Origin of the sequence: Salinibacterium sp. SWN139, from assembly GCF_015864625.1 — a bacterium.
Taxonomy (GTDB): Bacteria; Actinomycetota; Actinomycetes; order Actinomycetales; family Microbacteriaceae; genus Rhodoglobus.
The window spans coordinates 548,529-561,319 of the sequence record NZ_JADYWV010000001.1 but is presented as its reverse complement, the minus strand read 5'-3'; the positions used below and the strand labels follow the sequence as shown (position 1 = coordinate 561,319).

16 protein-coding genes are annotated in these 12,791 nt (G+C 63.3%); 6 read left to right on the top strand and 10 right to left on the bottom strand.

The window, feature by feature from the left end; translation table 11 throughout:
* Nucleotides 1-29: 29 nt before the first annotated feature.
* The gene (locus I6E74_RS02640) at nucleotides 30-1,151 is read right to left on the bottom strand and encodes an NAD(P)-binding domain-containing protein (protein WP_197122750.1); all 1,122 of its coding nucleotides are present in this window, start codon (nucleotides 1,149-1,151) and stop codon (nucleotides 30-32) included.
* Between the two features lie 155 nt (nucleotides 1,152-1,306).
* Between I6E74_RS02640 and I6E74_RS02635 the strand changes: the two genes are divergently transcribed.
* Nucleotides 1,307-1,540 carry a DUF3073 domain-containing protein gene (locus I6E74_RS02635; protein WP_197122748.1) on the top strand — a complete coding sequence of 78 codons (234 nt, stop codon included), beginning with the start codon at nucleotides 1,307-1,309 and terminating at the stop codon, nucleotides 1,538-1,540.
* 80 nt (nucleotides 1,541-1,620) lie between these two features.
* Here the strand turns inward: I6E74_RS02635 and I6E74_RS02630 are convergent, their stop codons facing one another.
* The 3 genes from I6E74_RS02630 to purM all read right to left on the bottom strand — a co-directional run bounded on the left by I6E74_RS02630 (nucleotide 1,621) and on the right by purM (nucleotide 5,133).
* Nucleotides 1,621-2,973 carry an aminotransferase class V-fold PLP-dependent enzyme gene (locus I6E74_RS02630; RefSeq protein WP_197122746.1) on the bottom strand — a complete coding sequence of 451 codons (1,353 nt, stop codon included), beginning with the start codon at nucleotides 2,971-2,973 and terminating at the stop codon, nucleotides 1,621-1,623.
* Nucleotides 2,974-3,056: 83 nt separating this feature from the next.
* The gene (locus tag I6E74_RS02625) at nucleotides 3,057-3,956 is read right to left on the bottom strand and encodes an EamA family transporter (RefSeq protein WP_197122744.1); all 900 of its coding nucleotides are present in this window, start codon (nucleotides 3,954-3,956) and stop codon (nucleotides 3,057-3,059) included.
* A gap of 70 nt (nucleotides 3,957-4,026) precedes the next feature.
* The gene (gene purM / locus I6E74_RS02620; protein ID WP_197122743.1) at nucleotides 4,027-5,133 is read right to left on the bottom strand and encodes a phosphoribosylformylglycinamidine cyclo-ligase; all 1,107 of its coding nucleotides are present in this window, start codon (nucleotides 5,131-5,133) and stop codon (nucleotides 4,027-4,029) included.
* A gap of 140 nt (nucleotides 5,134-5,273) precedes the next feature.
* Between purM and purF the strand changes: the two genes are divergently transcribed.
* Nucleotides 5,274-6,731, top strand: coding sequence for an amidophosphoribosyltransferase (gene purF / locus I6E74_RS02615; protein ID WP_197122742.1), 1,458 nt, complete (start codon nucleotides 5,274-5,276; stop codon nucleotides 6,729-6,731).
* 76 nt (nucleotides 6,732-6,807) lie between these two features.
* Here the strand turns inward: purF and I6E74_RS02610 are convergent, their stop codons facing one another.
* A complete protein-coding gene (locus I6E74_RS02610) occupies nucleotides 6,808-7,170 on the bottom strand; it encodes a hypothetical protein (RefSeq protein ID WP_197122741.1) in 363 nt (120 codons plus the stop codon).
* 14 nt (nucleotides 7,171-7,184) lie between these two features.
* Nucleotides 7,185-7,538: a sterol carrier family protein gene (locus I6E74_RS02605; RefSeq protein WP_197122740.1), complete on the bottom strand. Its 354-nt coding sequence runs from the start codon at nucleotides 7,536-7,538 to the stop codon at nucleotides 7,185-7,187.
* 67 nt (nucleotides 7,539-7,605) lie between these two features.
* Between I6E74_RS02605 and purD the strand changes: the two genes are divergently transcribed.
* Nucleotides 7,606-8,856, top strand: a complete 1,251-nt coding sequence (gene purD, locus I6E74_RS02600) for a phosphoribosylamine--glycine ligase (RefSeq protein ID WP_197122739.1) — start codon at nucleotides 7,606-7,608, stop codon at nucleotides 8,854-8,856.
* Nucleotides 8,853-9,773 (top strand): phosphoribosylaminoimidazolesuccinocarboxamide synthase, encoded by a 921-nt coding sequence (locus I6E74_RS02595; protein ID WP_197122738.1) that lies wholly within the window; start codon nucleotides 8,853-8,855, stop codon nucleotides 9,771-9,773. The genes purD and I6E74_RS02595 overlap by 4 nt, the downstream gene beginning before the upstream one ends.
* A 63-nt stretch (nucleotides 9,774-9,836) precedes the next feature.
* On the opposite strand, the gene I6E74_RS02590 is transcribed toward I6E74_RS02595, so the two are convergent.
* Nucleotides 9,837-10,340: a GNAT family N-acetyltransferase gene (locus tag I6E74_RS02590; RefSeq protein ID WP_197122737.1), complete on the bottom strand. Its 504-nt coding sequence runs from the start codon at nucleotides 10,338-10,340 to the stop codon at nucleotides 9,837-9,839.
* Nucleotides 10,341-10,448: 108 nt separating this feature from the next.
* Between I6E74_RS02590 and I6E74_RS02585 the strand changes: the two genes are divergently transcribed.
* A complete protein-coding gene (locus I6E74_RS02585; RefSeq protein WP_197122736.1) occupies nucleotides 10,449-10,847 on the top strand; it encodes a hypothetical protein in 399 nt (132 codons plus the stop codon).
* 7 nt (nucleotides 10,848-10,854) lie between these two features.
* Here the strand turns inward: I6E74_RS02585 and I6E74_RS02580 are convergent, their stop codons facing one another.
* From I6E74_RS02580 to I6E74_RS02570, 3 genes are all read right to left on the bottom strand, one after another.
* The gene (locus I6E74_RS02580) at nucleotides 10,855-11,193 is read right to left on the bottom strand and encodes a hypothetical protein (protein ID WP_197122735.1); all 339 of its coding nucleotides are present in this window, start codon (nucleotides 11,191-11,193) and stop codon (nucleotides 10,855-10,857) included.
* A 65-nt stretch (nucleotides 11,194-11,258) separates the two neighbouring features.
* On the bottom strand, nucleotides 11,259-11,906 hold the full coding sequence (locus tag I6E74_RS02575; protein ID WP_307784360.1) for a DUF4166 domain-containing protein: 648 nt from the start codon (nucleotides 11,904-11,906) through the stop codon (nucleotides 11,259-11,261).
* Nucleotides 11,837-12,325 carry a MarR family winged helix-turn-helix transcriptional regulator gene (locus I6E74_RS02570; RefSeq protein ID WP_197122733.1) on the bottom strand — a complete coding sequence of 163 codons (489 nt, stop codon included), beginning with the start codon at nucleotides 12,323-12,325 and terminating at the stop codon, nucleotides 11,837-11,839. The genes I6E74_RS02575 and I6E74_RS02570 overlap by 70 nt, the downstream gene beginning before the upstream one ends.
* Before the next feature lie 60 nt (nucleotides 12,326-12,385).
* Here I6E74_RS02570 and I6E74_RS02565 point away from each other — a divergent pair, with 60 nt between their 5' ends.
* Complete coding sequence (locus tag I6E74_RS02565) at nucleotides 12,386-12,754, top strand: VOC family protein (RefSeq protein ID WP_197122731.1); 369 nt, start codon at nucleotides 12,386-12,388, stop codon at nucleotides 12,752-12,754.
* Nucleotides 12,755-12,791 lie beyond the last annotated feature (37 nt).

The following is a 12,791-nucleotide window of genomic DNA, read 5'->3' as shown; positions in this document are numbered from 1 at the left end:
CCGCCTGGTCTGCGCAACAGCAGCGCTCGCTAGCGCCCGTTCTTCATGGCTTGAATCTTGCTGAGGGTAGCGATGGCCTGGCGGGCGATCATCCGCCCCGCACGGTTGGCACCGATAGTGGATGCTTGCGGCCCATACCCGGCGAAGAAGATGCGCGGGTCTTTCCACGCCACGCCCTGCCCGACGGCCACGCCGCCCTCTTTCTCGCGCAATTTCAGCGGAGCAAGGTGGCGCAGTTCTGGGCGGAAACCGGTGGACCAAATGATGGCATCCGCCTGCTGGAAGGCACCGTCTTTCCAGCGCACCCCACCGGGTTCGATGCTGGAGAACATGGGGCGCGGCGTCAAAACGCCCCGCTCGATGCCGGCTTGGATGCGACGGGTGCGCGGAACGCCCGTGCCGCTGACGATGCTGGGGAGGGCTCGGCCTGCCCGTGCCGCCTCATCCTGCACCAGCACAGCTTCTTTGCGCGCTTCAAGGTTGAGGCCGCCGTCTTCGAGGAAGTCGATGGGGCGGCGGCTCACCCAGGTGAGATTGCTGGCGATGTTTTCGAGTTCGAGCAGGAACCCGATCGCTGACGTTCCTCCGCCGACCACGACAACACTCTGGTCGGTGAACTCGCGGGCGCTGCGGTATTCGCTGGTGTGAAGGTGGCGGCCCTCAAACGACTTGAGCCCCGGGTACCACGGGATGAACGGGGCGCCCCAGGTGCCGGTGGCATTGATCACTAGCATCGTGCTCACCGTTTTGGTTTCTTCGCCATCGAGGGTGAAAGTCACATTCAGATGTTCGCCGAGGTTATCGACGGCGATGACATCCGCATTACGCACGACCTGAAGGCCATAGTGCTCTTCGTAGGCGCGGTAGTAGTCGGCGACAACTTTCTTGGCCGGCATATGTTTGTCGGCGGTCTCAAAGCTGAGCCCCAGCTCGTCGAGACCGGGAAGGTCGTTGATGCGGTGCGCGGAACCAATGCGCAGTGCCTCCCAGCGGAATTGCCACGCGCCCCCAGTATTGGGGCCACGGTCGAGGAGCACAAAATCATTGCCGGGGTCGAGGCCAAGTCGCCGCAAATAGTAGGCAACAGAGAGGCCCGCTTGGCCAGCACCAATAACGACAACAGAGGTGTCGGTTTCAGTGGTGGATGTCACGGGCTAACGTTACCCGTGAACAGGCCACCTGTGCATCGCCCACGAAGACCTTTCTGTCCATCGTGCTAAACTTCAGGTTAGTTTTCATCCATCCCTGTTCGCTCGTTCGCTGGCCACCGTCAGTGCACCGGGACAGAAGTATGAGGGGGTCTCGAATGGGACGCGGCCGTCAAAAGGCAAAGCACACCAAGGTGGCGCGGGATTTGAAGTACTTCAGCCCAGACACCAACTATGGTGCACTCGCTCGCGAGTTGAGCGGGTCAGAAAGCGCTGCTCCGGTGTCGGAAGACAGCGAAAAGTGGCCGGAGTACTCCGCTGGTAGTTCATACAGCGACGAATACGACCGTGAAGAAGATGACGAGGACGACGAGGAAACTCGTAGCGCCTAATAACGCACCTTCTACACATAAGGCGAGCACCAGACCCTCCGGGGTCGGATGCTCGCCTCGTGCGTTAACGTGGTGCCGGGCTAGCGCTCGCGCGACCACTCCACGAGAGTCGGCACAGCGTCTTCGGCGAAACGCTCATAGTCATCGGCAGTGTTGTAGGCGTGCGCCGAAAGCCGCAGATAGCCGGTGTCACGGAAGCTAGTGACTTGAGTCTCGAATCCGAGTTCGTCCGTGATGCGTTGGCGAACAGCTTGCGCATCGTCATGGCTTGCGCCGAGGCTGCCGGGGAGCCGCAAGAGGGTCATTCCCGGAGCGGGGGCTGCGACATCCACCCGCGACTCTTCACCAGACGCAGCATCGAGCGCATCGGCAACAACGTCGGTCGAGTAGTCGAGTAGTGACTCGATGTAGCCGCGAATGGAATCCCAGCCAATCCGGGCTTCGAGCCCCGTGATGGCGTCGACGCTCGCGAGATACGGCGTGTAGTCGAACGTGCCCTGGTGGTCGAAGCGAGCGGGGAAGGGGTCATCCATTCCCCACGAATCGATTACCGGGTACAGGTTTTTGGCGAACTTCTTTTCGGCCACGAGCACTGCGCTTCCCCGAAAACCGCAGGCAAACTTGTGTAAATTGCCCACCCAAGCGGATGCCGCAATACCCTCGGCTGGGCGGTGCTGAATTCCCGGGGCGTGGGCTGCATCCACAAGCAGAGGCACCCCGTGCTTCGTGGCCAACTCGGCGAGCGCCGCGACCGGGAACTCGCGCGCGGTGGCCGAGGTTGAGGCGTCGATGATGAGGCCAGCCGGCTTCTTGGCGAGTGCTTTGCCGAGAACGGTGAGGATGTGCTCGGGCGTGGCATCGAGTTCGATGGGCACGGTGCGCACTTTGGCTCCGCGCTGGCGGGCTTCGCGGCGAGCCGAGAACGCGACCGCTCCGTAGGCGTGGTCGGTGATGAGCAGCTCGTCGCCGGCGTTGAGCATGAGGGCGCGGATGGCGGCCGTCATTCCGGCGCTGGCGTTGGGGACGAACCCGAAGCGGTCGGCATCCACGCCAAGGAAATCGGCGAGACCTTCGCGGGCCTGAGCGAGACGCTCGGGTGCGGCCATGAACCAACGCTGCGGTGCGCTCTCGGTTTCTTGCAGGTAGGCGAGGCGACGCAGTTGGGCAAAGACGGGGACCGCCCCGAAGGAACCGTGGTTGATGTGGCGCCAGCGGGAGTTCAGGCTCCACAGCGCGGCGGCCGGGGAACCATCGCGGGTCAGCAGCGGTTCGGGGCGGTTTGTGGCGCCCGCTTGATCCGCGTCGGCGTCGTCAGTGTCGTCGTCGTCCTCGGCGTCCTGCTGCTCATCCACCACGGTGTGCTCGTGTTCAGGTTCTGTGAGTTGCTCGTCGTTGTCGACGTCAATCGAGTTGTCGGGCTGCTTAGTTGCCATAGCGCCATTCAAGCGCACGGCACCGGATTCGCTTCGGTGGCACCCGGGTCACAGCGAAAACACTGCTGCGGCGAAGCGGTTTCCTAGGTGACGGTGCGCCCGTGGCGACGGTGCAGTAACCCGGTGGTGATGGCGACGCCGAGAAGCAGCATCGCTCCACCAATGACTTCGATCACCGTCGGCACCTCGTCGAGCGCTAACCACGCGGTGGCCATGCCGATCGGCGGAACAAGCATCGTGAAGGGCACGACGGCGGATGCTGCGTGCCGGGCGAGCAACGTGTTCCAGATGCCGTACCCGACAAGGCTGGCGAGCCACGCGGTGTAGGCCGTCGAGAGCAGCTGCGGAACGGTGAGGTGGGTGAGGGCGAAGCCGACAGCATCCGCCCCATTTATCGCGAAGGCGAGTGCGAGCATCGGGATCGGTACGACCAGGGCCGACCAGACAGTGAGCGACAGCCCGGCCAGTGGCGAGGACGTGGTGCCGATGCGCCCGACCCGGCGTGCGATGACATTGCCGATGGCCCAGGATGCAGCAGCGGCCAGGGTCACGAAGAAGGCCAGAACGGGAGTTTCTACCCCGCGCCCGCTCCCCACGACAACAAGGCCGGCTGCCCCGAGTGCGACGCCGACGAGTTGACTGCGCGTGGGGGTTTCACGCAGTGCGAGGGCGGCGAACACCACCGTTAGAACCACCTGCGCTTGCAACACGAGTGAGGCGAGGCCGGGCGGCATGCCGATGGCGAGCGCGGTGTACAGCAGGCCGAACTGCCCGAGGCTCATGAACGAGCCGATGAGCACTACGTCGCGAAACCTCGACTTCGGCCGCGGCACGAAGAAGATAGCGGGAACAATCACCACCATGAAGCGCAACGCCAGAAACAGCGTGGGTGGCATGCCTTCGAGGCCTACGTCGATGACGACGAAGTTGAGGCCCCAAATGACGGCAACGAGCACTGCAGCGAGGATGGAACGAAGGGGCATGGCTTCAACGCCTCAGAACAACGTCAGGATCACGAATGGTGGGCGCTGCGGGCACCCACCGAAGGTAGCGCTAGTTCGCGTACGAACCGCTCAGGCGCACAGCGCCACCGTTGACACCCTTGGCTCCCTGTTCGAAGCCAGTGAAATCGCGAGCGGCCATCGAGACACGACCGACTTCCCACGAGGGGATGCCGTCGGCGGTGAGGGCGGCGATGGTGGCGTCGGCTGCATCCGCAGCCACAATCGCGATCATGCCGATCCCGAGGTTCCAGGTTCCTTCGGCACTTTCGAGGCTGGAACCAGCCAGGTCGGAGAGCACGCGGAATACGGTGGGCGGCGACCAGGTCGAGCGCTCAACTTCAACCCACGAGCCGACAGGCAGCACGCGCGCGAGGTTAGCGGCGATGCCACCACCGGTGACGTGGCTGAGCGAGTGCACAGCACCGGGCTGGGCGTCGAGCAGGTTGAGCAGCGGCATTGTGTAGAGGCGGGTCGGCTCGAGGAGCACTTCGCCGACGACTCCACCGAGTTCGTTGAGGTGGTCACCGTAGCCGACCTTGTTGTTCGCCAGAATGTGGCGCACAAGCGAAAAACCGTTCGAGTGGATGCCCGAGGACTCCATCGCGATCACTACATCGCCATCGGCCACGAGGTGCGGGCCAAGCTGCGATCCGGCTTCAACCACGCCGGTTGCCGCACCGGCAACGTCGTAGTCGTCAGGGCCGAGAAGGCCGGGGTGTTCTGCCGTTTCGCCGCCCACCAGCGCGGTGCCGGTAGCCGAGCATCCGCGAGCAATACCCGCAACGATGTCGGCGATGCGGGAGGGAACGACCTTGCCGCACGCAATGTAGTCGGTCATAAAGAGGGGCTTGGCGCCGACCACAATGATGTCGTCAACGACCATGCCGACGAGGTCTTGGCCGATGGTGTCGTGCTTGTCGAGAGCCTGAGCGATCGCAACCTTCGTGCCCACGCCATCCGTCGATGTCGCCATCAGCGGGTGCTTGTAGTCCTTGAAGAACGAGGCGTCATAGAGGCCAGCGAAACCGCCAAAACCTCCGACCACGTTGGGCCCATGAGTGGCACTGACGGCCGCCTTCATGAGTTCGACGGCGCGGTCACCAGCAGCGGTATCGACACCGGCTGCGGCATAGCTGGAAGAAGAGTTCTCGGTCACGGCTCAAGCGTACCGGTCTGCGGGTTTTACGCGCAGCAGCACCCCCGCTCCCCGGCAGCAACCGCACTGCCAGATGTGAGAAGCTAGACCGTACTCACACCGGGTACGCGCTCTACGACCTCAGGGAGCCACGCGAAAGCATGTGCGGCATTGTCGGTATCGTCTCTTCTCAGCCCGTCAACCAGCAGGTTTATGACGCCCTGCTGCTCCTGCAGCACCGCGGTCAAGACTCCACGGGTATCGCCACCGCCGACGGCAGCACTCTGCACTTGCAGAAGGCCAACGGGCAAGTGCGTGAGGCCTACCGCACTCGCGACATGCGCAACCTTGTCGGCACCTCCGGCCTCGGCCACGTGCGCTACGCCACCAAGGGCAACGCCTTCAATGAGAATGAAGCCCAGCCGTTCTATGTGAACGCGCCCTACGGCATCATCCTTGTTCACAACGGCAACTTGACGAACACGCAGCAGCTCACTGATGAACTGTTCCGCATCGACCGCCGCCACCTCAACACCACGAGCGATACTGAACTGCTCGTCAACGTGTTGGCCAACGAACTTCAAGAGCAGGTTTCGGGGCTCGACCTCGACCCCGAGCAGGTCTTCACCGCCATCGAGCGCGTGCACGACCGCGTTGAGGGCTCCTACGCCGCGATCGCACTGATCGCTGGCCATGGTTTGCTCGCCTTCCGCGACCCCTTCGGCATCCGCCCGTTGGTGTTGGGCCGCCGCCAAACTGGTCTCGTCGGCTACGAGTGGATCGTGGCATCCGAATCTCTCGTGCTCGAGAGCGCCGGCTACGAACTGGTGCGGGATGTTGCCCCCGGCGAAGCGATCTTCATTACACCCGACGGCGAAATGTTCTCCAAGCAGTGCGCCAAAGCACCGGTGCTGATCCCGTGCTCGTTCGAATACGTTTACCTGGCCCGACCCGACTCGATCATGAACGGCATCTCCGTTTACGAAGCTCGCCTGCGCTTGGGCGACAAGCTCGCCGACACCATCTCGAAGTACACCCCGATGGGCGACATCGACGTCGTCATGCCCATCCCTGACTCCGCTCGCCCCGCCGCGATGCAGGTCGCGCAGAAGCTCGGCGTTGAATACCGCGAAGGTTTCTACAAGAACCGCTACGTTGGCCGCACCTTCATCATGCCCGGCCAGGCCGAACGCAAGAAGAGCGTGAAGCAGAAGCTGAACGCGATGGGCACCGAGTTCAAGGGTAAGAATATCCTGATCGTGGATGACTCCATCGTGCGTGGCACCACCTCGAAAGAGATCGTGCAGATGGCTCGCGAGGCTGGCGCCAACAAGGTCACCTTCACCTCCGCTGCACCTCCCGTGCGCTACCCACACGTGTACGGCATCAACATGCCGACGCGCGCTGAACTCGTTGCCCACGGGCGCAAGATTCCCGAGATCGCTCTGGAGATGGGCGCTGACGCTCTCATCTACCAAGAGGTCGCCGATATGCAGGCTGCGATCACCGAAGGATCCGACGTGTCAGCTCTCGAAATGAGCTGCTTCACCGGCGAATACGTTTCGGGCAACATCACGCCTGAATACCTCGACTGGCTTGAGCTCACGCAACTGAGCTAGCACGACGCATTTCTCGGGGTGAACTTCCGCGGGGTGAACTCCCTCGCGGTGAACTCCCTCGCGGTGCAGCTCGGTGTTATTCGAGCGTTCCTTCGTAAGCCTCAGGCTCTACGGTCTCGTGCTCGGCGGTTGCTGTCTTCGCGCGACGGCTCGACACGCGATCGAGAATGAGCGCAAGAACGGCGCCGAGGGCGACCCCGGCAGGAATCCCGAACAGACTGAAGTAACCAAAGAGCGCGCCAAAGCCGACCGACCCGTCAACGGGGAACGACATCGTGAGAATGAAGGTCACGATGGCACCAACGCCTCCACCAACCGTCATGAACGCGCCGTATTTCGGAACACGGCGAATGCTCACACTGCCAGCCTCGACCGTGGTCTTCATCGCAGGCTGCTGCGGGGCGGATGCCGCGGGGTCGTGTTCTGGCGTAATACTCACGGCACTATTCTCCCTCACACAACTGGGAGGTATTCGCTGAGGTCGGCACGCGACCCCGAGGCACTGATGTCGCCGGAGTCGAGGGCCTCGGCCCACTCTCGCGTTCCCGTGGCGAGCGCAATCCAGGTGGCGGCATCCATCTCGACCACATTGGGCGGGGTGCCGCGGGTGTGGTTAGGGCCCTCGATGGCTTGAACAGCGCCGAAGGGCGGCACGCGAACCTCGACCGAATTGCCTTCGGCGTTCGTCGCCAACACCTGCAAGAGGTAGCGAACCGCTGTGGCGGTAGCGTCGCGATCTGCACGACCGTCACGCACCATCCGGATGCTCGCTTCGCCCGCGATGGGGGCTATTTTCAGCTTTGCCATGCCTGAACGCTAGCAAGTTGGGCTGAACGCTAACAACTGTGGCGGTGGGCTTCGTTAGGCTGTCGTTGTGCGAATTCTTGTTCTTGGATCCGGTGCCCGCGAGCACGCCATTGTGACGTCACTTCTCAGTGAGGAGGAGACGCACGAAATCACGGCTGCGCCCGGCAATGCCGGCATCGCGTCGGTGGTGGAAACGGTGGCGCTCGATCCCACGCGTGGTGACGTTGTCACCGAGTACGCGCTCGACAACAACATTGAGTTGGTTGTTATCGGGCCCGAGGCCCCCCTCGTTGAGGGCGTCGCTGATGCTCTTCGCCGCCGCGGTATCGCCGTGTTCGGCCCCGGCAAGGCTGCCGCCGCGCTAGAGGGCAGCAAGACTTTTGCCAAGCGCATCATGGATGCCGCCAACGTGCCCACCGGTCGCGCCCATCGCGCCGGCTCGCTCGAAGAAGCCACTGCGGCTCTTGACGAGTTCGGCGCCCCTTACGTCGTAAAGGCCGACGGCCTCGCAGCAGGCAAGGGCGTTCTCGTCACGGGTGACCGCAACGCCGCCGTTGATCACGCCAAGCACTGGCTCACCTACGGCAGCGTGCTCGTCGAGGAATACCTCGCCGGCGAAGAGGTCTCCCTCTTCCTGTTGAGTGATGGCCACAACGTTGTTCCGCTGTCGCCCGCGCAGGATTACAAGCGCGCCTACGACGGTGACGACGGACCCAACACGGGCGGCATGGGCGCCTATTCGCCGCTCACCTGGCTCCCCGACGGATTCGTTGAGGAAGTCATTGACACCATCGCGTTGCCCACGGTCCGACAGCTCGCCGAAGAACAGACACCATTTATTGGACTGCTCTACTGCGGCCTCATTGTCACTCGGGAAGGCATCCGCGTAATCGAATTCAACGCCCGCTTCGGTGACCCCGAGACTCAAGTGGTGCTCCCCCGCCTGGTTACACCGCTGAGCTCGCTGCTCTACGCGGCGGCGACCGGCGGCCTCCCCGACCACGCCACCCCCGAGTTCTCCGACGACGTCGCCGTCACGGTTGTGCTCGCGAGCGAGGGCTACCCCGAGAACCCCAAGATCGGTCGTCCGATTACCGGACTGGATGCCGCCCTCGCCGTTCCCGGAATCACCATCGCCCACGCGGCCACCGCCAAAAAGGGTGACGAGTTCGTCGCCACCGGCGGACGCGTGCTGAGTGTCGTCGCGACCGGCGCGACATTTGCGGTCGCCCGCGAACGTGCGTACGAAGCGCTCGGACACATCCACCTTGAGGGCTCACACTTCCGCAGCGATATCGCTTTGCGCGTCGCCCAGTGAGTGACGCTGTGAACGGTGTTGCGCCGGCGGATGCTGCTGGCTCTGACTCTGCTTCGGCTGATGCTGCGGCGAGCGCCTGGACGCTGACGTATTCCGGCAAGGTCCGTGACCTGTATGTGCGTGCCGACGAGCCACAGCTTGTGCTCATGGTGGCCAGTGATCGGGTGAGTGCGTTTGACCATGTGCTGGAGCCGGGCATCCCGAGCAAGGGCGCCCTGCTGACGCAACTGAGCACGTGGTGGTTCGCACAGCTTCCTGACGTTCCCAATCATTTGGCGGATGCCGCTGGTATCGAAGCGCCCGCTGAGCTCGCTGACCGGTCGATGATCGTGAAGCGCTTGGAGATGTATCCGGTGGAGTGTGTCGTTCGCGGCTACCTGTCGGGCAGCGGCTGGCTGGAATATCAGGAGTCGCAGAGCGTGTGCGGCATTGCACTGCCTGCCGGTTTGAGCGATGGCGACCGCCTGCCCGAACCGATTTACACCCCGGCGTGGAAAGCGCCGATGGGTGAGCACGACGAGAACATCAGCTTCGAGCGCACTGTCGAACTCGTCGGTGCTGAGGTTGCGACTGCGCTTCGGGATGCTTCACTCGACATTTTCGCCCGCGCCTCTGCCATCGCGGAAACCCGTGGCGTGATTCTCGCGGACACCAAGTTCGAATTCGGCGCTGACCCCGAGACCGGTGCTCTCGTGCTGGCCGACGAAGTGCTGACAAGCGACTCGAGCCGTTACTGGGATGCCGAACTTTATGCCGCCGGTGGTCCCGGTCGCCTAGCCAGCTTCGACAAGCAGATCGTACGCAACTGGCTCTCCGCCAACTGGGACAAGCAGGGCGTTCCGCCCGAGCTGCCCGCCGACATCGTGGAGCAGACGGCGGCGCGCTATCGCGAGCTGATTGAGCGGCTTACGGCGTAGTTCAGTGTTACCTTGAATGAATCACGATCAGCCCGCTCGCCTCACGGCTCGGGCTGATTTTCTTTAAGGCTGCGAGTTCGTCGACGCCGTTCGCGGCAGCCGCAGCAGCATCGTGTCGGAGCCACCGGAGCGACCGACCACCTGGAACCCGAACCGTGAGTACAGCGAGCGGGCGTGGTTGCCATCTTCCACGCTCAGGCTGATGCCGGCCACGCCTCTCGCTGTGGCTTCCGCGAGGAGTTGCTCGAGAAGCGCCGAGCCGATGCCTTGCCCGCGAAATCCTTCGAACGTCGTGATGCTCAGCTCGGGGATCGCCGCATCGACGAAACCGTAGCCGGGGTGCTCTGCGGGGAAGAAGACCAGCCAGGCGACTGCGCGGGCGACACCGTCAGCTTCATCCAGCATCCCGAAGTCGTTCTCGCCCGGGAAGTCGGAGTAGTAGTGCGCGAGTTCTGCTGACTGGTCGAGGTCGTCGAAGCTGAAACGCGGCCCGCACCAGTTCATGTTGGCCAGCGTCGCTTCTCTCAGAAGCGGCCGATCAGACGCATTCAGGAGGCGGTTCGGCATGCGCCAATACTAAGTCGGTCTGAGTTATCAAGTATCGTCCCAACCACAGGTTGTGAAGTAATCTTCAGCTATGAGTCGGTCAGGTGCCGCTGAAGGGATCGGAGGATCATGAAGCGGGCTACGTGGGTCGAGGGCTTTGTGCTCATCACGATGGGCATGATCGTTTTGGGCGGCGTGCTGCTGAACCTCGGCTCGAACAATTACGAGGGTAAATGGAGAAACTGCACTGACCACACATCTCGCCCTGACGCGCTGATCGGGGCCGGCGAATACCGGATCATTGCATCACTCTCGCTATTCCCCCTCGGTTTCAAGTGCGAATACTCCCCCTTCGACGCTTCTGAAGAGCCCGCTACGGTCTTTCTCGACCAAGGGACCGTGCCCGCGATCCTCGGCATCGCGCTCACGTGGATTGGTGGCGGAGTGCTCGTAGGCGGCGCGATTCTCAATCGCCGGGAATCCTTGATACCCGGCCGGCTCCCAGCAGACGCGGCGCGCCCACAATAAGAGGGGTTTAGCCGCCGTTGCTCCCGCCCTCGGGCCGAGCGAATGCGAGCGCCCACGACTGCTCGCCCTGGGCGGTCTCGACCCAGCCATCCGCTTCGATCTCGTGGCGAAGCTTCGCCAAGGTTTCGGCCATGCGGGGCGCGTACGCCTCATCCGGGTTCATCGGGTCGAACATGTGATTCGATGAAAAGGAGCCACTCGTATAGCGGGCTTCATCGCCGACGCGACCGATGAACCGCAGCGTTTGGTTCGGAACACCGGTGGAGAGCGTGGTGAGCATGCGTGCCAATCCGGAGATCTCGACTTCTTCGATTTCGATCTGAAGCGACTCACTCTGTGGGCTCATGAGTCCCATAGTGCGCCTGAATTGCGCCGATGTAAACGGGTGGTGGCGGGATCCCCGCCACCGATCTACTGGTAACCGTAGGTGAAGTGCCCGGCGTAGCGGAACCAGTCGCCCAGCAGCGGGGTGGTGAGCCGAACATCCACGTGCTGACGGCCGTCGGCCCAGGACTCGTCGACCGTGACAGTGGCGAGCGCGGGGATGCGGAGGCGCAGGCCAGCCAAGTGCAGCCACTGGCGATCGGAGCGCAACCGCATGCGGCCATCGGTAACGCTCAGCGCCATGCGCACTTCGAAGCCACCTCGTCGCCCCAAGAAGTCGTGCAAGTGGCCGTCGAGGACGCGCATTTCGTCGCGCAAGGTGCGGTCGCGAGCGGCGAAGTGGAACGTGCGCACCGCGCCGAGGCGGCCACCCCCGGTCGGGGTGTTGATGACGTCAAACGGCACGTTGTGGGCATATTCCGGGAAGAGGATGCGCTGCCACGCCATGAACGCCAGCACCGGTTTCAGGATGCGCAGCGGCGACCCAGCAACGTCGAAAACGCCGCTGCCGACGCCGACGCGCTGCCCGCCGTCGAAGTAGGGGCGAAGCTCGGGTGCTAGCTCGTCGAGTTCGGCACCGAGCACGCGACGATAGACCGACTCGCTCACGATCGCGGCCGTGATCCGGCCTGCTGGGCAACGGATGCCGGTTGCTCGCGCAGCGATGTCACGCACCGCGAGAGGAGATCCCCCAGCATCGCTTGCTCGCCCGCGTTCAGGGTGGACTTCATCCGGTCTTCAACTTCTTTGACGGCCGCACTGGCAGTGGCCAACTGGCCACGACCCTTCACCGTGAGTTCGGCCGGCAGAACGCGCCCGGCAACCGGCTGCTCTGCTCGAGTGATGAGTCCGTCGCGCTCAAGGGACTGCAGCAGCACGTTCATGGCTTGGCGTGTAACGAAAGCTCCGCGAGCAAGTTCAGAGTTCGAGAGGCCGGGGCGCTGGGCCAGCAGTTCGAGGCAGGAGTAATGCGTGATGTTCATCCCGTGCGGGCGCAGCACGGCCTCCATCGACGACCGGAGGGCGCTGGAGGCTTCCTTCAGGAGGTAGCCCAGCGAGGTTTCAAGATCGATTCCGGTCGCCTGTTGCGTCATGTCAATATTCTGACATAGAGTGTGCAGTGTCAACTAATTGACATGCATCCAAGGAGGACCATGACTACCGCATCCGGCCCCGACTTCATCTCACTGCAGGTTCGCGACCTCGACGCCGCCGGCGCCTTCTACGAAAAGTACCTCGGTCTGACCCGCCAGCCAGGCCCACCCCACGCGATCGTTTTCGGCACCACCCCGGCCGCATTCGCCGTGCGTTCCGCTGCCCCCGGCGTTGACCTCGATTCGGTCACGCAACTCGGGCTGGGTGTCGGCATCTGGATGCACGCTCCCGACGCTCAGGGCATCCACGACACTCTCGCTGCCGACGGCATCACCATCACCGCGGCACCCGTCGATGGTCCGTTCGGTCGCACCTTCACGTTCGCCGACCTTGACGGTTACAACATCACGCTGCACGACCGCGCCTAGCGGGCAGGGGCGCGGCGGACAGTCGCGGGCCGAGATC